19 protein-coding genes are annotated in these 20292 nt (G+C 66.6%); 8 read left to right on the forward strand and 11 right to left on the reverse strand.

Annotation, left to right across the window (positions count from 1 at the left end):
- Nucleotides 1-32: 32 nt before the first annotated feature.
- Nucleotides 33-653 (reverse strand): phosphoadenosine phosphosulfate reductase domain-containing protein, encoded by a 621-nt coding sequence (locus HR9077_RS04740; protein ID WP_136065663.1) that lies wholly within the window; start codon nt 651-653, stop codon nt 33-35.
- A 139-nt stretch (nt 654-792) separates the two neighbouring features.
- Entirely contained in the window at nt 793-2151 is a 1359-nt protein-coding gene (gene pabB / locus HR9077_RS04745; protein WP_136065665.1) for an aminodeoxychorismate synthase component I, read from the reverse strand.
- A gap of 128 nt (nt 2152-2279) precedes the next feature.
- Here pabB and HR9077_RS04750 point away from each other — a divergent pair, with 128 nt between their 5' ends.
- The 5 genes from HR9077_RS04750 to prpD all read left to right on the forward strand — a co-directional run bounded on the left by HR9077_RS04750 (nt 2280) and on the right by prpD (nt 7910).
- Complete coding sequence (locus HR9077_RS04750; protein ID WP_136065667.1) at nt 2280-3137, forward strand: alpha/beta fold hydrolase; 858 nt, start codon at nt 2280-2282, stop codon at nt 3135-3137.
- 144 nt (nt 3138-3281) lie between these two features.
- Complete coding sequence (locus HR9077_RS04755) at nt 3282-4004, forward strand: GntR family transcriptional regulator (RefSeq protein ID WP_136065669.1); 723 nt, start codon at nt 3282-3284, stop codon at nt 4002-4004.
- A complete protein-coding gene (gene prpB / locus HR9077_RS04760; protein WP_136065671.1) occupies nt 4001-4882 on the forward strand; it encodes a methylisocitrate lyase in 882 nt (293 codons plus the stop codon). The genes HR9077_RS04755 and prpB overlap by 4 nt, the downstream gene beginning before the upstream one ends.
- Nucleotides 4883-5115: 233 nt before the next feature.
- Nucleotides 5116-6243: a bifunctional 2-methylcitrate synthase/citrate synthase gene (gene prpC, locus HR9077_RS04765; protein WP_136065673.1), complete on the forward strand. Its 1128-nt coding sequence runs from the start codon at nt 5116-5118 to the stop codon at nt 6241-6243.
- Nucleotides 6244-6425: 182 nt separating this feature from the next.
- The gene (gene prpD, locus HR9077_RS04770; RefSeq protein ID WP_136065675.1) at nt 6426-7910 is read left to right on the forward strand and encodes a 2-methylcitrate dehydratase; all 1485 of its coding nucleotides are present in this window, start codon (nt 6426-6428) and stop codon (nt 7908-7910) included.
- Nucleotides 7911-7970: 60 nt separating this feature from the next.
- Here prpD and yacG read toward each other — a convergent pair whose 3' ends face one another.
- The 5 genes from yacG to pilB form a co-directional block, all read right to left on the reverse strand.
- Nucleotides 7971-8231: a DNA gyrase inhibitor YacG gene (yacG, locus tag HR9077_RS04775; protein WP_136065677.1), complete on the reverse strand. Its 261-nt coding sequence runs from the start codon at nt 8229-8231 to the stop codon at nt 7971-7973.
- Entirely contained in the window at nt 8228-8857 is a 630-nt protein-coding gene (coaE, locus tag HR9077_RS04780; RefSeq protein ID WP_244613035.1) for a dephospho-CoA kinase, read from the reverse strand. The genes yacG and coaE overlap by 4 nt, the downstream gene beginning before the upstream one ends.
- A gap of 95 nt (nt 8858-8952) precedes the next feature.
- The gene (locus HR9077_RS04785; protein ID WP_244613030.1) at nt 8953-9819 is read right to left on the reverse strand and encodes a prepilin peptidase; all 867 of its coding nucleotides are present in this window, start codon (nt 9817-9819) and stop codon (nt 8953-8955) included.
- 198 nt (nt 9820-10017) lie between these two features.
- Nucleotides 10018-11277 carry a type II secretion system F family protein gene (locus tag HR9077_RS04790; RefSeq protein ID WP_136065681.1) on the reverse strand — a complete coding sequence of 420 codons (1260 nt, stop codon included), beginning with the start codon at nt 11275-11277 and terminating at the stop codon, nt 10018-10020.
- A gap of 97 nt (nt 11278-11374) precedes the next feature.
- Entirely contained in the window at nt 11375-13177 is a 1803-nt protein-coding gene (pilB, locus tag HR9077_RS04795) for a type IV-A pilus assembly ATPase PilB (protein WP_136065683.1), read from the reverse strand.
- A 396-nt stretch (nt 13178-13573) separates the two neighbouring features.
- Here pilB and HR9077_RS22315 point away from each other — a divergent pair, with 396 nt between their 5' ends.
- Nucleotides 13574-14065, forward strand: coding sequence for a pilin (locus tag HR9077_RS22315; protein ID WP_136065685.1), 492 nt, complete (start codon nt 13574-13576; stop codon nt 14063-14065).
- 66 nt (nt 14066-14131) lie between these two features.
- Here HR9077_RS22315 and HR9077_RS04805 read toward each other — a convergent pair whose 3' ends face one another.
- Nucleotides 14132-14413: a hypothetical protein gene (locus tag HR9077_RS04805; protein WP_136065687.1), complete on the reverse strand. Its 282-nt coding sequence runs from the start codon at nt 14411-14413 to the stop codon at nt 14132-14134.
- A 375-nt stretch (nt 14414-14788) separates the two neighbouring features.
- On the opposite strand from HR9077_RS04805, the gene HR9077_RS04810 reads away from it, so the two are divergent.
- On the forward strand, nt 14789-15118 hold the full coding sequence (locus tag HR9077_RS04810; RefSeq protein ID WP_136065689.1) for a tryptophan synthase subunit beta like protein: 330 nt from the start codon (nt 14789-14791) through the stop codon (nt 15116-15118).
- Between the two features lie 95 nt (nt 15119-15213).
- On the opposite strand, the gene HR9077_RS04815 is transcribed toward HR9077_RS04810, so the two are convergent.
- Complete coding sequence (locus HR9077_RS04815; protein WP_136065691.1) at nt 15214-16380, reverse strand: cation diffusion facilitator family transporter; 1167 nt, start codon at nt 16378-16380, stop codon at nt 15214-15216.
- Between the two features lie 93 nt (nt 16381-16473).
- Between HR9077_RS04815 and HR9077_RS04820 the strand changes: the two genes are divergently transcribed.
- Nucleotides 16474-17952 (forward strand): TrkH family potassium uptake protein, encoded by a 1479-nt coding sequence (locus HR9077_RS04820; RefSeq protein WP_136065693.1) that lies wholly within the window; start codon nt 16474-16476, stop codon nt 17950-17952.
- Between the two features lie 108 nt (nt 17953-18060).
- On the opposite strand, the gene HR9077_RS04825 is transcribed toward HR9077_RS04820, so the two are convergent.
- Nucleotides 18061-19224 (reverse strand): 1-acyl-sn-glycerol-3-phosphate acyltransferase, encoded by a 1164-nt coding sequence (locus HR9077_RS04825; protein WP_136065695.1) that lies wholly within the window; start codon nt 19222-19224, stop codon nt 18061-18063.
- Complete coding sequence (locus HR9077_RS04830) at nt 19221-20150, reverse strand: recombination-associated protein RdgC (protein WP_136065697.1); 930 nt, start codon at nt 20148-20150, stop codon at nt 19221-19223. Before HR9077_RS04830 ends, HR9077_RS04825 begins: the two co-directional genes overlap by 4 nt.
- Nucleotides 20151-20292: the final 142 nt, after the last annotated feature.

Below are 20292 nucleotides of genomic sequence, written 5' to 3' on the forward strand. Positions count from 1 at the left end.
CGGTTTTTTTCAGTGCGTGAGGGGCGGGGCGTTCAGTGTTGCAGGTGCAGGCCGCACTCGCGCTTGTCCTCGACCTTGGTGGGGTCGAAGTAGTCGAAGTTGTTGGGCAGGTCATGGCGTTGCAGGTACTGGTACATGTCCTTGGCGGTCCAGTGCAGTACCGGCGCGACCTTGATCAGCCCGGCGGCGTTGACCGAGACTGGCTGCATCTGCGAACGCTCGGCGGTGTCCTCGGCGCGCAGCGCGGTGAGCCAGACCTGCGGGTCCATCTCGCGCAGCGCACGCGCGAACGGCTCGAGCTTGACCTCTTCGGTGAAGGCGGCGTGACGCGGATCATCGATATCCGGCAGCGGCCCGTCGACGGCTTCGCGATGGGCCCGCGAGCGGCGCGGATGGTAGATCGTCAGGTTCAGCGACAGCCGCCTGGCGACTTCGTCGGCGAAGCGGTAGGTCGCCTCGGTGTTGTAACCGGAATCCATCCACACCACGGGGATGTCCGGTTGCACCTGGGTCGCCATGTGCAGGATCACCGCTTCGAAGGGCCGGAAGTTGGTGGTGCAGATGGCGCGCTTGTCGAGACTCAGCGCCCAGCGCGTCAGCTCTTGCGGGTCGTGGCCCAGCTGTTCGTTGATCGCGTCGATGTTCAGGTTCATGCCGTCTCCTGGAATCGATGGAGGTCCTCCCCGAATGCCCCCACGTTAGCAGAGCCTCGAGCCGCTTCCCCAATACCGTTTGGTTCGAACCTTATATAGCCGAACCGAAGGTTGCGGTGTTCAGTTAGAACTCGATGAGCTAGCTCCGGTGGGATGCGCCGAGTGCCTCCATCAGCCGTTCGATCTTGGCCAGCGTCTCCTGGTACTCCTCCTCCTCGTCGGAGTCGGCGACCAGCCCGCCGCCGCCCCAGATGTGCAGTCTTCCGGCGTCGGCGACCAGACTGCGAATGGCGATCGAGGTATCCATGTGGCCGCGCACGTCGACATAGCCGAGGCTGCCGCAGTACAGGCTGCGCCGGCTGGGCTCGAGCTCGTCGATGATCTGCATCGCCCGCACCTTGGGCGCGCCGGTGATCGAGCCGCCGGGAAAGGCGGCGGCCAGCAGGTCGAGCGGGGTGCGGCCGGTGGCCAGTTCGCCGCGGACCACGCTGACCAGATGATGCACGTTGGCGTAGCTTTCCAGGCCGCAGAGCTGCGGCACCCGCACGCTGCCCGGCCGACATACCCGACCCAGGTCGTTGCGCAGCAGATCGACGATCATCACGTTCTCGGCGCGATCCTTGGCGCTGGCCTGCAGGTCGTCGGCCAGGGCGCGGTCCTCGGCGGGGGTCGCGCCGCGCGCGCGGGTACCCTTGATCGGGCGGGCCTCGACCCGGCCGTCGCGGACCGCCAGAAAGCGTTCCGGCGACAGCGACAGCACGGCCTTGTCGTCCCAGGCCAGGTAGCCGGCGAACGGCGTGGGCGTGGCACGGCGCAGGCGTCGGTAGGCCTGCCAGGTGCTGCCGGAATAAGCCGCGCTGAAACGCTGGGCGAGATTGATCTGGTAGCAGTCGCCGGCATGGATGTAGTGCTGGACCCGGCGGAAGCGCCGGCCATAGGCGGCCCGATCGAGCTCGGCGGCGAACGCCTCGCGCAGCTGGAAGTCGTCCTCCATGGCGGGCGCAGCGGCCAGCCAGGCAAGCACCTGGGCGCGGCGCTCGGGCGTGGCGACCAGCCAGGCCTGCCGGGCGTGGTGATCCTCGATCACCGCCCAGTCGTACAGTCCCAGGCGGCACAGCGGCAGGGTGTCGACGGCCCGGGCGTGACCGGGCAGCGGCTCGAGCTGGCGGTTGAGTTCGTAGCTCCAGTAGCCGATCAGCCCGCCGAGAAACGGCAGTTCGCTGTCCGGCACAGCGAGGTCGAGGCTGTCGAGCAGTGCCTGCTGGGCGGCGAACGGCGCCTCGGGCAGCGTCACGGGCGGGTCGCAATGAATGCCGCCATCGGCGTCGATCTCCATCACCGCCAGCGGATCGCTGGCCAGGATGTCGTAGCGTCCGCCGGGCGCATCGGGGCGGCCGCTATCCAGCAGCACGGCGCCGGGGCGCGGGTGCAGCACGGCAAAACGCCGTGTCGGGTCGCCATGGTAGGGCAGCGGGACGATGTCGAGTCGGGAGGTCATTGCCTGAAAGCCGCACGCTGAAGGAGCGGTCCATTCTATCAGTCGGTTATCGCGAGTGGGCGTTTGTCGACGCCGGGCGGCGTGGCGATAATGGCGCCTCGTTCAGGATCCGCAGGTGAGGGCTTTCCATGCATGCCGACTTCGTGCTGCACCAGGGCGTGCTGCGCCGCCCCGACCAGCACTGCGCCTGGCGCCGCCTCGAGCGCGTCGATGGCCGTGGGCGCGGCACGCTGCTGCTGCTGCATGGCGCGGGCGTGGCCGGCGAGCTGACCTGGGGCGCGATGGTCGGTTACCTGGACGCCTGGCGGACCCTGCTGATCCCCGACTTGCGCGGCATGGGCCAGACCCACGACCCCGATCACGGCGAGCGACCCTTCGAGCTCGATGCGGTGGTCGGCGACGTGCTGGCGCTGCTCGACGCGCAGGGCGCCGAGCGCCTGACGGTGGTCGGCTATTCGTTCGGCGGGCTGGTGGCGATGCGCCTCAAGCAGTGCCTGGGCGAGCGTATCGACGGCCTGGGCCTGCTCGAGCCGGCGCTGCTCGAGCGGGCCGATCATGCCGCCATGGTCGAGGTGCGCCGGGATTACGCCGAGGCCGCCCGGCACCTGCGTGACGCCGCCGACCCCGGCGCCGGAATCGGTGCATTCCTCGACCTGATCGCTCCCCACCGGACCCGCAATCCGCGTGCCGAACGGCTCTCTCATCGTCGGCTGGCACGGCGCCCGCTGGGCTTCGCCAATGCCCTGGACTGCGTGACCCGGGCGGTCCATCAGTTCGATCGCGAGGCGCTGCTCGCCGCTCAGCGCAATGTGCTCAGCCTGGTCGGCGGCAACAGCCTCGAAGCCATGAAGCGCTACCATGCCGCGCTCGACGGCACCCGGGACGACTGGTGCTTCGCCGAGGTGCCGGGGACCGATCATTCGCTGCCGTTCCAGAAGCCGCGGCGCATCGGCGAGCTGCTGGTCGCGCATCGGTCAGCTTGCTGAAAGATTGTCGACAACCGGTCCGGAAAACCTTGCCTGCGGCTAGCCAAAAGGCGTAGCGATTTATTTCGGCGCGGGATTGACGGGCTGACGACCGCTGGCTAGAGTGCTTACTCCCATCGATTGTCGACAATGGTAAGCAGAACCATGCAAGACAGCGACGTACCCGAAGTCCGCACGCTTGCCGAGCGGGTCTTCAACCAGCTACAGGACGCCATCGTGCGTGGCGAGTTGGCCCCGGGCACCAAGATCACCGAGCCGGGGCTCGCCACCGCCTACGGTATCTCGCGCGGGCCGCTGCGCGAGGCGATGCGCCGCCTCGAGACCCATCGTCTGATCGAACGGGTGCCGCACGTCGGCGCGCGGGTGGTCAAGCTGTCGATGAGGGAACTGCTCGAGCTGTTCGACGTGCGCGAGGCGATGGAGAGCATGGCCGCGCGGCTCGCCGCCCGCCACATGAGCGCCGAGGAGATCGCCGGGCTACGCGAGGTGCTGGCGGTCCACGAGCGCCAGACCGACCTGTCGCGCGGCGAGGCCTACTACCAGCGCGAGGGCGATCTCGACTTCCACTATCGCATCGTGCTCGGCAGCCACAACCGCATGCTGATGACGCTGCTGTGCGACGACCTCTACTATCTGGTGCGGCTGTACCGCACCCAGTTCAGCGCCAGCGGCGCACGGCCGCAGCGGGCGTTCGTCGAGCACCACCGCATCGTCGACGCTATCGAGGCCGGCGACGAGGAGCTCGCCGAGCTGCTGATGCGCCGTCACGTCAGCGCCTCCCGCGAGAACGTCGCGCAACGCTATGCCGCGGTCCTCGAGGAGGAAGCCGCGACGACCGTGACCCCCATCCAGAGGAGATCGTCATGACCCGCCTGACCCCCGGGGCGCGTTTTCGCGCCGCGCTCGAGGCCCGTCGGCCGCTGCCCATCGTCGGCACCGTCAACGCCTACACCGCGCTGATGGCCGACAAGGTCGGCCATCCGGCGATCTACCTCTCCGGCGGTGGTGTCGCCAACGCCTCGTTCGGCCTGCCCGATCTGGGCATGACCACCATGAACGACGTGGTCGAGGATGCCCATCGAATCACCGGCGCCACCGAGGTGCCGCTGCTGGTCGACATCGATACCGGCTGGGGCGGCGCCTTCAACATCGCCCGCACCGTCAAGGAGATGGGCCGCGCCGGGGTGGCGGCGGTGCACATCGAGGACCAGGTGGCGCAGAAGCGCTGCGGCCATCGACCCAACAAGGCGATCGTCTCGCAGCAGGAGATGGTCGACCGCATCAAGGCCGCGGCCGATGCCCGGCTCGATCCCGACTTCTACCTGATCGCACGCACCGACGCCTTCCAGAAGGAGGGGCTCGAGGCCGCCGTGGCCCGCGCCAACGCCTGCGTCGAGGCCGGCGCCGATGCGGTCTTCGCCGAGGCGGTGCACACACTCGACGACTATCGCGCCTTCTGCGAGGGCGTCGATGCGCCGATTCTGGCCAATATCACCGAATTCGGCGCCACGCCGCTGTTCACCCAGTCCGAGCTGGGCGAGGTGGGCTGCCGGATGGTGCTCTATCCGCTGTCGGCGTTTCGCGCCATGAACGCCGCCGCGCTCAAGGTCTATCGCAGCATCCACGAGCAGGGCCATCAGCACGACGTTGTCGAACTGATGCAGACCCGCGACGAACTCTACGATTTCCTCGACTATCACGTCTTCGAGCGCAAGCTCGACGAGCTGTTCGATCAGGAGAAATGAAGACTGGTACGGCTTGCCGGCGATAAGCCCCGAAGTGTCGGACCATCGCGAGGGCGCTGTAAATCCTTCCCTGGAAGCTACCTTTGCTATCTGACCGCCATGGATGGCGGGAATGCCGGAATGGAAGGAAACACTTTCCGGCCATGGCAAAAGACCCTCGCTCCGCCTTGTCCCCGGCGCCGTTATCTAAACATAAGCGGCGAAGCTAACAATCCACGCCAAGGAGACACGTCATGGCAGAGAAGACGCCCAACAGCGCTGGCCTGCGTGGCCAGAGCGCCGGCAGCACCGCGCTATGCACCGTCGGCAAGGAGGGCTCGGGCCTGACCTACCGCGGTTACGATATTCACGACCTGGCCGAGCATGCGCGCTTCGAGGAGGTCGCGTACCTGCTGCTCAAGGGCAAGCTGCCGAACCGGGCCGAGCTCGACGCCTACGTCGCCAGGCTCAAGACCCTGCGTGGCCTGCCCGATGCGCTCAAGGCGGTGCTCGAGCAGATCCCCGCCGACGCTCACCCGATGGACGTGATGCGCACCGGCGCCTCGATGCTCGGCAACCTCGAGACCGAGCAGAGCTTCGCCGAGCAGCAGGACCAGTCCGACCGCATGCTCGCGGCGTTTCCTTCGATCATCAACTACTGGTATCGCTACTCCCACGACGGCGTGCGCATCGACACCGAGACCGACGACGAATCAGTCGGCGGCCATTTCCTGCACCTGCTGCACGGCAAGCCGGCCTCCGAGCTGCACGCGCGGGTGATGAACGTCTCGCTGATCCTCTACGCCGAGCACGAGTTCAATGCCTCGACGTTCACAGCCCGGGTCTGCGCCTCGACGCTGTCGGACATCCACAGCTGCGTGACCGGGGCGATCGGCTCGTTGCGCGGGCCGTTGCATGGCGGCGCCAACGAGGCGGCGATGGACATGATCGAAGACTGGCAGGGCCCCGATGAGGCCGAGCGCGAGATCCTCGGCATGCTCTCCCGCCGCGACAAGATCATGGGCTTCGGCCACGCCATCTATCGCGAGTCCGACCCGCGCAACGCGATCATCAAGCAGTGGTCCAAGAAGCTCTCCGAGGATGTCGGCGATACGCGCCTCTATCCGGTATCCGAGCGTGTCGAGGCCGTCATGTGGCGCGAGAAGAAGCTGTTCTGCAACGCCGACTTCTTCCACGCCAGCGCCTATCACTTCATGGGCATCCCCACCAAGCTGTTCACCCCGATCTTCGTCTGTTCGCGGCTGACCGGCTGGTGCGCCCATGTCTTCGAGCAGCGCGAGAACAACCGCATCATCCGCCCCAACGCGGACTACACCGGGCCGGAAAAGCAGGAATGGGTGCCGATCGAGAAACGCCATTGACATATGCCTTTCCGGCACGGTGGCGCGCGGGGTCGGGCGCGATAAAGAGCACCGGGCCGGAAAAGCAGGAGTGGGTACCGATCGAGCAGCACCAATAATCTGATTTCGAGCTTCGAGCTTCGAGCTTCGAGCTTCGAGCTTCGAGCTTCGAGCCCGGTGAATAACGAATCCAAGGAAACGCCATGAGTGCCAACGTCGAACAGAATCAACGCCCCGATTACGATCCCGAACTGCAGCAGATCGCCGATTACGTGCTCGGCTATCGCATCGACAGCCAGGAAGCGCTGGATACCGCCCGCAACTGCCTGATGGACACCCTGGGCTGCGGCCTGCTGGCGCTGCGCTTTCCCGAGTGCACCAAGCACCTCGGGCCGCTGGTGGAGGGCACCGTGGTGCCGCATGGCGCCCGGGTGCCGGGCACCCAACTGCGCCTCGACCCGGTCAAGGCGGCCTGGGACATCGGCGCGATCATCCGCTGGCTGGACTACAACGACACCTGGCTGGCCGCCGAGTGGGGTCACCCGTCGGATAATCTGGGGGCGATCCTGGCCGTCGCCGATCATCTCTCGCAGCAGCGCGTGGCCCGGGGCGCGGCGCCGCTGACCATGCGCGACGTGCTCGAGGCGATGATCATGGCCCACGAGATCCAGGGCGTGCTGGCGCTGGAGAACTCCTTCAACCGCGTCGGGCTCGACCATGTGGTATTGGTCAAGGTCGCTTCCACCGCGGTGGTCGCCAAGCTGATGGGCGCCGACCGCGAACAGCTGCTCGCGGCGCTGTCGCACGCCTTCGTCGATGGCCAGTCGCTGCGCACCTATCGCCATGCCCCCAATGCCGGTTCGCGCAAGTCGTGGGCGGCGGGCGACGCCACCTCGCGGGCGGTGCGCCTGGCGGATATCGCCATGCGCGGCGAGATGGGCATCCCGGGCGTGCTCAGCGCGCCTCAGTGGGGCTTCTACGACGTGCTGTTCGCCAAGACCAACAAGGACCAGCAGATCAAGCCCGAGGGCCAGCGGCGGTTCAGCGTGTCGCAGGAGTACGGCAGCTACGTGATGGAGAACGTGCTGTTCAAGATCTCCTTTCCCGCCGAATTCCACTCGCAGACCGCCTGCGAGGCGGCGGTGCGGCTGCATCCCCAGGTCAAGGACCGGCTCGGCGAGATCGACAGGATCGTCATCACCACCCACGAGTCGGCGATCCGCATCATCTCCAAGGTCGGCGAACTGGCCAACCCGGCCGACCGCGATCACTGCCTGCAGTACATGACCGCGGTGCCGCTGGCGTTCGGCAACCTGGTCGCCGAGCACTACGAGGACAGCTTCCATCGCGACAACCCGATCATCGACGAGCTGCGCGCCAAGATGGTGATCGAGGAGGACGCGCGCTACAGCCGCGAATACATGGAAGCCGACAAGCGCTCGATCGCCAACGCCATCCAGGTGTTCTTCACCGACGGCAGCAAGACCGAGCGGATCGCCATCGAGTATCCCGTCGGCCATCGCCGGCGCCGCGAGGAGGGCATTCCGCTGCTCGAGGCCAAGTTCAGGGCCAACCTGGCGACGCGTTTCCCGGCCGGGCGCAGCGAGCGGATCTTCGAACTGTGCAAGGATCAGGCGCGACTCGAAAGCACCGCCGTCGATCGGTTCATGGATCTGTTCGTGATCTGAGCGACACGCCGCTCTGGAATGCAAGGAGCGCCCCATGAGGCGCTCCCTGCGTTTCCGGCCTCACTGCTGTCCGCCGCGCTCCAGCTTGTCGATCAACGCATCCAGGTCGGCCTCGTCCATCGCCGGTTCGCCGGCGATGCGGTGCGATTCGTCGGCCCAGGCGCCGAGATCGATCAGCCGGCAGCGCTTGGAACAGAAGGGCCGATAGGGGTTGTCGCTGCTCCATTCGACACTCTTGCGGCATTGCGGACAGGCGACCTGCAGCGGGCGATTGCTTGCCGTGTCGTCGTGAGAGGCGTCGTTGCTTGAATCCTGGGTCATGATGGGTCACCGGTTTGGCGGGTGGGGGTAGCGGCGATTGCGCGATACCGGGCATCGAGCCGTGCCACCTGGGCGGCGAGGGCATCGAAGTCGCCGCCATTGTCGATCACGTCGTCGGCCCTGGCCAGGCGCTCGTCGCGGGGCATCTGGGCGGCGACGATGGCACGGGCCTGGGCGTCGTCGACGCCGTCGCGGGACGTGGTGCGGGCGAGCTGCAGCGCCTGGGGCACGTCGACCACCAGGCACCTGTCGACCAGCCGATGCTGGCCCGACTCGAACAGCAGCGGCGAGACCAGCAGGTGATAGGGCGCGCCGCTTTCGCGCATGCGCTCGAGGTGCGTCAGCAGGCGCTCGCGGACCCGCGGATGGGTCACCGACTCCAGCCAGGCGCGTTCGTCGGCGTCGGCGAAGACGATGGCGCGCAGCCGGCGCCGGTCGAGCCGGCCGTCGGCGTCGAGCACCTCATTGCCGAAGTGCGCGGCGATCTCGGCCAGCGCCGGCTCGCCGGGCTCGACGATCTCGCGGGCCACGTCGTCGGCGTCGATCCAGGGCACGTCGTGGGCGGCGAAGGCCCGGGCGACGGCACTCTTGCCGGAGGCGATGCCGCCGGTCACGCCGATGGTCAGGGGGCGGTTCACGGGCAATCCCTTATGACTTGAGAAACACCTGGAAGCATCCTGCATGGCCGGTGCTGCGTCCAGGCCGTCTATAGCCAGCAATGTCAGCCTAGCAACAGCGACCGATAGGCCGCCATCAGCGGCGCTCCGTAGAGCAGCGCGATCCAGCCGGCCAGGGCCAGGAAGGGCCCGAAGGGCAGCGGCATGCCGCGCAGCCGGGGAATCGTCAGCTGCGCGATCGAGCCGACGACCGCGCCGACCCCGGCGGAGAGGATCAGCAGCAGCGGCAGCATCGGCCAGCCCAGCCAGGCACCCAGCGCGGCGAGCAGCTTGAAATCGCCGTAGCCCATGCCCTCCTTGCCGGTAATCAACCTGAACAGCCAGTAGAAGGCCCACAGCACCAGGTAGCCGGCCACGGCGCCGATCACCGCGTTGGACAGCTGCCAGGGCTGGAAGCACAGTTGATAGAGCAGCCCGGCCCAGAGCAGTGGCAGGGTCAGCACGTCCGGCAGCAGCTGGGTGCGCAGGTCGATCACCGCCAGCGCGAGCAGGGCCAGGCAGGCGCCGATCAGCGCCAGGCTGGCCAGGGTGGCGCCATGCAGGGCGACCACCGCCACCGCCAGCACGCCGCCGGCCAGTTCGATCAGCGGATAGCGCGCGCTGATCGGCTGACTGCAGTGCGCGCAACGTCCCCGGCGCTTGAGATAGCCGAGCAGCGGTATGTTGTCGTGCCAGGCGATCCTGGCGGCGCAGTGCGGGCAGTGCGAGCCCGGGGTGACCAGGTTGACCCGCGGCAGCTCGGCGACTTCCGGATCGACGTCCATCTGAAGCGCGGCGCGGGCTTCCTCGTGCCACTGGCGCATCAGCATCGGCGGCAGCCGGGCTATCACCACGTTGACGAACGAGCCCAGGCACAGGCCCAGCACCGCGACCAGCGGCCATAACAGCAGAGGCGGGAAATCGGCCGGCAAGAGGCGCTCCTTTTGGATTGACCAGATTGACGATCGGCGAGGCGATGTTGCGAGGCGTGAAGGTACCACAGGCGTTGGACCTGGGCAGCCGCCACTATGTTACGCAAGCTGCCTAGACCTGGTGGGGAGCGAACTTATTCGCGATAAACGACCCGAACCCATCGGGAACAAGTTCCCTCCCACAAAACCCTCTTTTCTCTAAATGGCATTTCCTAACTCGAAGATCGGCAGGTACATCGACACCACCAGTCCGCCGACCAGCACCCCCAGCACCACGATGATGAACGGCTCGAGCAGCGAGGTGAGGGCGTCGACCTTGTTGTCGACCTCCTCCTCGTAGAAGTCGGCGACCTTGTTGAGCATGGTGTCCATCGAGCCGGCTTCCTCGCCGATGCTGACCATCTGCACCGCCAGCGTCGGGAACAGGCTGCCGGTGCGCATCGCGAAGTGCAGCTGCTGGCCGTTGGAGACATCGTCGCGGATGCGCAGGATGGCACGTTCGTAGACGTAATTGCCGGTCGCCCCGGAGGCGGTCTCCAGCGACTCGACCAGCGGCACGCCGGCCGAGAAGGTGGTCGCCAGGGTGCGCGAATAGCGCGCCACCGCCGACTTGTCGAGGATGTCGCCGATCACCGGCAGCTTGAGTGCCAGCTTGTGCACCCGGTAGGCGAATTCCGGCGAGCGCCTGGTGCCCTGGACGAGGCCGACGATCGCCGCGACGAGGATCGCCAGCCCCGGCAGCCAGTAGGCCTGGGCAAACTCCGATAGGCCGATGGTCATGCGCGTCATCGCCGGCAATTCGGCGCCGAAGCCGGCGAACAGGCTCTCGAACTGCGGAACCACCTTGATCAGCAGCAGCGCGGTGACGCCGACGCCCACGGCGAGGACCGCGACCGGATAATACAGCGCCTTGCGCACCCGCGATTTGAGCGACTCGACCTTTTCCTTGTAGGTCGCCACGCGCTCGAGCATGCGGTCCAGCGCGCCGGACTGCTCGCCGGCGTCGACCATGTTGACGAACAGCCGGTCGAAGTGTCGCGGATGCTGGCGCAGCGCGTCGGAGAAGCTGGAGCCGGCGGCCACCTCGTCGGCGAGCTTCTGCACCAGGTTGCGCATCGCCGGGTTCTTGAGGCTCTCGGTGACCACGTTGAAGGCCTGCAGCACCGGGACCCCGGCGCGGATCATGGTCGCCATCTGGCGCGAGAACAGCATCACGTCGCGGGCCTTGATGCGCCCCGAGCCGCCCAGCAGGCTGCTCTTCCTGCGGATGCTCGAGACGATCACCCCCTGCTTGGCGAGCTCGCGTTCGACCTCGCCACGCACGGCCGCGACGATCTCGCCGTCGACCACCAGGCCGCGGCTGTTCTTGCCCTTCCAGCGCCAGCGATAGAGCTGGGATTTTATGCGTCCGTCGCGTGCTCGCGGGCGCTTGGCGGCGGTGCTTGAGGTAGTAGCCATTGTCGGTTCCCTGCGCCGTCGGCGGCGCCCGTGCGTTCACGTTCAGTATGTTCGGCCGAGCCGGTGCGGGCTCGATAGGCGCCCTCTGCGGGGCGCTTCAGTCCTTGGTGACGCGATTGACCTCCTCGAGGCTGGTCAGGCCCTCGAGGACCTTCTGCAGGCCGCTGCGGCGCAGGTCGGGGTAGCCCTCCTGGCGCGCGGCCTCGTCGATGTCCATGGCATTGGCTTCCTGCATGATCAGCCGGCCGATCCTGGCGCGGATCGGCACCACCTCGTAGATCCCCAGCCGCCCCTGGTAGCCCAGCGTGCACTGGTTGCAGCCCACCGGCTGGTAGAGCGTCGCGCCGTCGAGCTGGTCATCGCTGAAGCCCGCCTCGTGCAGCGCCTCGCGGGGGATGTCGGCGGGCTTCTTGCAATGGCTGCACAGCTTGCGGGCCAGGCGCTGGGCGATGATCAGCGACACCGAGCTGGCGATGTTGAACGGCGCGATGCCCATGTTGCGCAGGCGGGTCAGGGTTTCCGCCGCCGAGTTGGTATGCAGCGTCGAGAGCACCAGGTGGCCGGTCTGCGAAGCCTTGACGGCGATCTCGGCGGTCTCCAGATCGCGGATCTCGCCGACCATCACCACGTCGGGGTCCTGACGCAGGAAGGCCCGCAGCGCCGAGGCGAAGTCCAGGCCGATCTTGGGCAGCACGTTGACCTGGTTGATACCCGGCATCTTGATCTCGACCGGGTCCTCGGCGGTGGAGATGTTGCGCTCGTCGGTGTTGAGAATGTTGAGCCCGGTATACAGCGTCACCGTCTTGCCGCTGCCGGTGGGGCCGGTCACCAGGATCATGCCCTGGGGCTGGCCGAGGGCGCGCTCGTAGATCGCCTTCTGGGTCGGCGTGAAACCCAGCGCGTCGATGCCCATCCTCGCCGAGGCGGAGTCGAGGATACGCAGCACGATCTTCTCGCCATACACGGTGGGCAGCGAGTTGACACGGAAATCGATCGAGCGGTTCTTGGACAGCTTGAGCTTGATCGCGCCGTCCTGCGGCAGGCGGCGCTCGGAGATGTCCAGCCGGGCCATCACCTTGAGTCGCGCGGCGATGCGCGTGCGCATGCTGAACGGCGGCCGGGCGATCTCGAGCAGGACGCCATCGATGCGCAGGCGAATCCGGTAGCTCGTCTCGTAGGGTTCGAAGTGAATGTCCGAGGCGCCGCGGCGGATGGCGTCGAGGAGGATCTTGTTGACGTACTTGACCACCGGCGCGTCGTCGCTCGAGGCGCTGATATTGGGGCCCTCGTCGTCCTCGTCGTCCAGGGTGCCGACGCTGCCGTACTCCAGCCCGTCGAGGCCCTCCTCGTCGTCGAGCGCCTCGAGCATGTTGTCGGCGTCGGCCTGGGCCAGGTAGCGCTCCACCGCCGGTTCGAGCTGGTCGATCGCCGCCAGCACGCCCTCGACCGAGAGCCCGGTGGCGAACTGCAGCTCGTCGAGCATCGCCAGCGACGAGGGGTAGGGCACCGCCACGGTCAGCCGATGGCCCACCTGGAGCAGCGGCAGGATGCAGTGGCGGCGCAGCACCTGGTCCGGCATGTCGCGATGCGGCGGCAGGGTCTCCTTGCGCAGCGCGTCGAGATCGACGATCGGCAGGCCGTATTCGTGGGCCGCGGCCTGGGTCGCCTCGCGGGCGGTTACCAGGCCGCCGGCGATGATGTGCTTGAGCAGCGAGGTTTCGAGACGGCTGGCCTCCTGCTCGGCCTGGTGGAGCGTCGCCGCGTCGACCAGCCCCTCGGCGAGCAGCCGCCGCGACAGGCCGCGCAGCCCGTCGCCGGCGGCGTTCTGCGCGACCCGCGCCAGTGGTGAACGGTCCCCGGCGCCCGGGCCGGCAGCGTGAGGAGGCTGGTAGGAGGACATGGCTGGATCGTCGGCCTCTTTGGTGCGTGCGCGCGGCAGGAAAGCAGCGAACGCGACAGCAGTGGAAGCAGCGGCGCCGGTATGGGCTACCTGGTATTTCTACCTTACCTCAAACCGGCGTTTGACGCGCAATAGCCGGCACAAGCCGGCGCTTTTCGAGGCATGGCCCCGCCGGCGTGCCGCGTATGCTGGGCAACGCGGGCGGAAGGGCCGGCCCGTGAGCACGCGTCAGAGCGGCCTCGGCCCGGAGGGAGAGCGTTGAAACGAGCGCCTCATGCTAATGCATGACCCGTGTGGTGGCGTCGCGACGATGTGGCTGGTATACATACACGGCGGTACTCGGGGATACGTTCAGTAACACAAGGCGAGGCCAAGGCTTCAAGGGGAGCACGAAGGATGAATCAGGCAAAATTTCAGGCGGCACGACGTCAGGGCGGTTTTACCCTGATCGAACTGATGATCGTGGTGGCGATTATCGGCATTCTGGCGGCGATCGCGATTCCGCGGTATCAGGATTATGTAACTCGGTCAGAGGTCAGCGAAGCTGTAGTAGCAGGTGGGGCCGCCAAAACTGCAGTTTCCGAGTGTATTGCTTCTAGTGGCGGTACGGCAGATTGTACAAATAATAGTAAGGCAGGCTTGGATTCTGCTAGTAATTATGCTACTGAGTATGTAGAAAGTATTACAGTGGGTAATAATGCTGTAATCACTATTGCTCTACAAGGCACTGGTAATAGTAGTGTGGATGATAACTCGTTAACATACACCCCTACAGTGAACAATGGCTCTATTTCTTGGGACTGTAATGTATCTGCTGCGGCATTAGAGCCCTACGTACCGCAAAACTGTCGTAATTTTGTTTCACAGCAAAATAGTGGCGGTGGTTGATTTTTAAGGTGTCTTTTTTGAAGGCCGGCTCTTTGGCCGGTCTTCAACTTTAAAGCCACCTTTTGGCTAGTACAAAGCCTTCTCCTCGCTTACCACTTCCTTCAACAACTCCAGATACAGCCGATCGGCCTCGGAGAACTCCGTGGGGTCGTCGGAGATATGCACGCTGGTGGTGTCCGATATCTCGTTGGCGATCCGCGCCATCGCTTCGCGGTCGCCGCCTTCCCCCAGGTGCTTGCGGGCGACGGTCAGCGATTGCTCGAGTATCTGCGGGTCCTGCAGCAGCTTCTTGATGAATGCGCGCAATTCGTTGATCACGCGTACCTTCTGCATTTCCGAGCTGGCCATGGTCTGCCCTCCACGAATCGTTTCGACTGGCTGAACGATAGCATGGCCGTGGCGCGCGCGTCAGCGGGCTCGCGGCGGCGTAACGGCGGCGGGCGGCGAATTTTTCACGCCTTGTGTAATTTTTTGTTACCTGGGCAGGCTTGTTGGCTTACACTTTTCGTCGGGCTGCGGGCTGCGGGCTGCGGGCTGCGGGCTGCGGGCTGCGGGCTGCGGGCTGCGGGCTGCGGGCTGCGGGCCTGCCGCGAATGCAAGGGCTGTGTGCAGGGCGCATGATGGCTACAGCACGGCTTCGCGTGTAGAACGACGAGCGAGACGTCGACGGCCGTCGCTCTGGCGCCCACAAGCGCCCACGGGCCGGATACCTAGAGGAAACCCATGTACGTCAAGCGTAATGCCAAGGGCGAGATAGAACTGGTCAGCCGGCATCTGACGCCCGACTGTACCGAATACCTGGCAGCCGATGCCAAGGAGTGGCGCGCGTTCCTGGCCGAGGAGTGCGGCGCCCGGACGGAGTGGCACGAATCCGACCAGCAGTTCATCCGCGTGCTCGAGGATCTGATCGAGGCGCTGATCGAGAGCGGCACGCTGGACATCGCCAGGCTGCCCGAGGTGGCGCGCAGCAAGCTGGCCGACCGGCGGCTGATGCGTTATCAGCAGCAGGTCGACAAGGCGCAGATCGAGCTGCGTTACGAGGATCAGCAGTGACGCGTCGCGCCGAAGCGGGGTGAGGGGGCCTGATCGCCTACCCGGCTTTATCTCCCTTCCACATTCCGCCTCCTTCCATCTCCCGTTTCCCTCGCTCAACCGCGGCCGGGGCCCTGCCAGAGCCGCAGCCGGCCCAGCCAGGGTAGCGTGGCGGCGGCTTCGCGCAGCCGCACGGCCTGACGGTCGAGGTCGGGGCGGGCGGCATCCTCGGCGGTGTAGAGCGAGACGTCGATGCGGTCGTCGAGATAGTGCAGGTCCAGCGCGATGCGCCGCTGCCAGCAGGGCAGGTCCCCCCACACGCGGGCCAGTTCGTGCTCGACGTCGCCGCGCAGCGGCAGGGTCAGCGGTCGGTCGGGCACCTCGTCGTGGGAATCGTCCTGAGGGTCGATATGGAAGGTGATGTCGGTGAGCCGCGGGTAGGCGCGGTACAGCTCGCGGCACACTTCGTTGCCGATCTCGTGGGCTTCCGAGACGGTCAGGCGCGGGCCCACCACCAGGTGCAGGTCGAGCAGCACCTGCTCGGCGACGGTACGGGTGCGCAGCTGGTGGATGTCGTACACGCCGGGCACGGTCAGCGCGAGGTCGTGCATGCGCTGTTGATCGGCCTCGGGCAGGGCGGTGTCGATGAGCTCCTTGCCGGCATCCCATAGCAGGGTGAGCCCGATCTTGCCGACCAGCACGCCGACGATGACCGCGGCGACGGCGTCCAGCCAGCCGGCGCCGAGTTGGCTGCCGATCAACCCGACGAGTACCGCGGCGGTGGACAACGCATCGCTGCGCGAATGCCAGGCGTTGGCCTCGAGCAGCCGCGAGCGGATGCGCCGCGCCGCGCGCAGGGTGTAGCGGAAGATCCACTCCTTGGCGATCAGCGCGACCACCGCCAGGCCGATGGCCAGCGCCCCGGCCGGCGGGGCCGTCACGCCCTCCAGCAGCCGGCTGAGGCTGGCCCAGGCGATGCCGCCGGCGACGAACAGCAGAACGCTGCCGAGCAGCAGCGTGCCCAGCGTTTCGATCCGCCCGTGACCGTAGGGGTGATCATGGTCGGGTTCCTGGCGGCCGAAATGGGTGGCGACCAGGACGAAGATGTCGGTCATCAGGTCGGAGAACGAGTGGATGCCATCGGCGATCAGCGCCGCGGAGCCGGCGGCCAGTCCGACGACGATCTTGGCGACGCCCAGCCCGGCATCGAGTAGGCCGCCGACCACGGTGACGCGATGGGCGAGGCGGGCGTTCTGCTGCTGCTGGGTAGAGGCGGTTGGCATCTTGCTAGGTCCGCGAATGTAAGAAATTAATGCGCTATAGTTGCGGCCTGTAGACGAGGACGCAAGGTCGTGGACGCAGGGGGACTATCGTAAATGGCTTCGATCGCCGCAGTACGGCTTTCGACCGCAACGTGGGCGCCGGTGCTAAAGGTGCTGGCCATGCTCTGGCTGGTGCTGGCGGCTTTCATGGTGATGCCGTGGCTGGTTCTGATCGCCGAGGGCGACGCCGACGCCCGGGCCTTTTCGCTGTCGCTGGCGATCGTTCTGGCCGCGATCGCCTTTTCGCTGTTGATGACCTGGCGTACCGAGATCGAGCTCAAGCCCCGCCAGATGTTCGTGTTGACCACGCTGAGCTGGGTGTCGGTCAGCGGGTTTGCCAGCCTGCCGCTGGTCCTCGGCGCGCCGCAACTGTCGTTCACCGATGCGGTCTTCGAATCGGTCTCGGCGATCACCACCACCGGCTCGACGGTGCTGGTGGGCATCGAGCGGCTGTCCGACGGGCTCAAGCTGTGGCGGGGCATGATGCAGTGGCTGGGCGGTATCGGCATCATCGTCATGGCGATCGCCATCCTGCCGTTCCTCAAGGTCGGCGGCATGCGGCTGTTCCATACCGAGTCCTCCGACTGGTCGGACAAGGTGATGCCGCGCACCGGCGGGATCGCCAAGGCGACCATGGGCGTCTACCTGGGGCTGACCGGGGTGGCCGTGGTGAGCTACTGGCTGGCCGGCATGCTGCCGCTGGATGCGGTGGTGTTGGGCATGACCTCGCTGTCCACCGGCGGTTTCGCCAATTCGGATGCCTCGTTCGGCGCCTATGCCGACCGGCCGCTGATCCTGTGGCTGGGCTCGCTGTTCATGCTCAGCGGGGCGCTGCCTTTCGTGCTTTACATACGCAGCCTGCGCGGCGCGCCTTCGGCCATGTGGTGCGACCAGCAGGTGCGCGGCATGCTGCTGCTGCTGGGCCTGGCGATTGCCCTGCTGACGGCCTATCGCGTGGTGGGCGGTACGCCGGCCTTCGAGGCGCTGACCCAGGCGGCCTTCAACGTGATTTCGGTGGTCACCACCACCGGCTATGCCGCGGACGATTACACGCTGTGGGGGCCGCTGGCGATCGTCGCGTTCTTCTATCTGACCTTCGTCGGCGGTTGCAGCGGTTCGACCAGTGGCGGAATGAAGATCTTTCGCTTCCAGATCGCGCTGTTGATGCTGCGCAACCAGCTGCGCTTTCTGGTCCACAGCAACGGGGTGTTCGCCCAGCGCTACAATGCCAGCCTGCTCAACGACGAGATCGTGCGCGGCGTGGTGGCGTTCTCGTTCTTCTTCTTTCTGACCGTGGCGGGGCTGGCGCTGGCGTTGGCGGCACTGGGGCTCGACCTGGTCACCGCGCTGTCCGGCGCGGCCACCGCGGTGGCCAACGTCGGTCCGGGGCTGGGCGAGGTGATCGGCCCGGCCGGCAACTTCTCTAGCCTGCCGGATGCCGCCAAGTGGCTGCTGTGCCTGGGCATGCTGATGGGCCGGCTGGAGATCCTGACCGTGCTGGTGCTGCTGACGCCGATGTTCTGGAAGAAGTGAGCTACGGGGCGCGGGCGGCGAGCCACGCGCTAAGATCTGCCGTAGCTCGTAGCTCGTAGCTCGTAGCTCGTAGCTCGTAGCTCGTAGCTCGTAGCCCGCAGCTCGTAGCTATTCCGTGTCGATCCGCCCGGCGCGATTGAGAATCGGGTTGGCGTACTGCGCCAGCCACCAGTCGCGCAGTTCCTCGGGCACGGCCGCCAGGCGCGCGGAAAAGCGCGTGCGGTCGGCATCGGTGACTTCGCTCAAGTCGACCAGTTCGGGGGCCTGGCCGGTGGTCTCCAGCGCCAGCTGGTGGCTGGGAAAGGGGTGATAGTTGCCGAGTACCTGACGGTCGATCTCGGCGGCGACCTGTTCGGGGGTGTCGAAATCGGCGGTCAGCGGCTCGCCGAAGCTCAGCCGGATGCGCCCCTTGGCACCGGTGATGCCGGCAACGATCGAGCGGATATCCTCGAACTCGACCTTCTCGTAGCGGCCCTGGGTGTGCACGGCGTGCAGCTCGCGGGCCTTCTGGGTGTCGCAGGGGTCGTATTCGTAGCTGATCGATACCGGCACCATGCGCAACTCGCGGATCGCCTCGCCGAGGCCGGCGCTCTTGTCGTGCTGGCGGTGGGCCATGGTCAGCATCTTGATGATCGCCGGGTCGGCACGGTCTATGCCGTCCTTGGCGCGGCCTTCGCGCTGGGCCATCCACACCGGATGGTTGTCCTCGGTGATGGAGTGGCGGATATAGCCGGAAAGCGCCTGATAGGCAGCCAGCATGGCGCGCTTGCCGCGGGCTGAGCGCGGCACGATGAAGCTCTTGTTGAGCCGCATCAGGTCGGTGACGAACGGTTTCTGCAGCAGGTTGTCGCCGATCGCGATGCGTACGGTGTCGCGCCCGGCCTGGTACAGCGCGTAATTGACGAAGGCCGGGTCTAGGGCGATGTCGCGATGATTGCCGATGAACAGGTAGCCGCGCTGCGGGTCGAGCTTCTCCAGGCCCTCGACCTCGAAGGCGTCGGTGCTGTTGGCGAGCATGCGCCGCATGTAGTAGGCGATGTGGTTCTGGAAATCGCGCACGCTCGTCACGCCGCGCATCTGCCGCTGCAGCTTGAAACCGGCCAGCGCGCGCGCCAGCCAGGGGGCCTGGCGCGACAGCCGCGGTAGCCGATACCGGGTGATGGCATCGAGGAACTCGCGGTCGTGGGCGAGGCGGTCGAGCACCGCGGGAACTTCCGCGTCGTAATAGGGGCGGATGCTGTCGTAATTGTCCGCTGAAGGCTTCTGGGTCATGGCGTCGGCGCGGCGGGGTTGGCTTCGCCACCCAGCCAGTCGATGAGTTGTTCGATGGCGTTGGTGAGTACCTGGGTCATCAGCGCGAAATCGGCCTCCAGGCGCAGTGTCGGATCGTCGTCGTCCTCGACCTGGGCGGCCTCGTCGAGCACCGCGTCGGCGAAGCGCAGCGACTTGATGGCCAGGTCGTCGTGGAGCACCAGCGAGACCGCCTCGTCGATCGTCAGCCCCAGGCGCGTGGCCTGACGGCCGGTGGCGAGGACGGTCTGGATCTCCTCGCCGTCGAGATCGATCTGGCGGCCGCGCAGCACGCTCTCGTCGCCGCTGGTGGCCTTGAGCTCGACCTGGTCGCCGAGTTCGAGCGCGGCGGGGCGCTCGTCGGGTCGGGTCAGCCATTCGGTCATCGCGCGGGTCGGCGTCGTCCGCGTCGCCAGCGGCGTGACCTTGAGGCTGCCCAGCGTCTGGCGCAGCAGGTCGAGGATATCCTCGGCGCGCGCGCGGCTCGAGGCGTTGACGCCGATCAGCTGGCGCTGGGTGTCCCACCACAGGTCGAAGCGCTGGGTACGCACGAAGGCGCGCGGCAGGAACTCCTCGTAGACCTGTTCCTTGAGGGCCTGCTTTTCCTGGCGACGCAGCGGGCGGCCCTCGCGGGTCTCCTGCTCGGCGGCGCGGGACTCGACCTCCTCGCGAACCACCGAGGCCGGCAACAGGCGCTCCTGACGCAGCGCCGACAGCAGGCGGTGGCCGTGAAGGTCATGCTGCAGTTGTTCGCCGCTGCGTCCCGCCGGGGCGCTCCAGCCCAGCCGGCGCGCCTCGCTGCCGCCCAGCGGCCGGAAGGCCTGGGCGTCGAGCGCGGTGGTCATCTCGTCGCTTGTCAGCTGCGGGGCGTCATGCACGCGATAGAGGTGCAAGTGCTTGAACCACATGGCGTCGTTCCGTTGCAAAGGGGGCACATTATGGCCAATCGTCCCGCTGGGTGCCATAGGTCGAGCGACTTCGCTTGGCCGCGAGCAGTTTAAAACTCTCGTTTGATAGCCTGTCGGGGCCTCGCTAGAATCGAGGCGCCCC

This window comes from Modicisalibacter radicis, from assembly GCF_900961225.1.
Classification (GTDB): domain Bacteria; phylum Pseudomonadota; class Gammaproteobacteria; order Pseudomonadales; family Halomonadaceae; genus Modicisalibacter.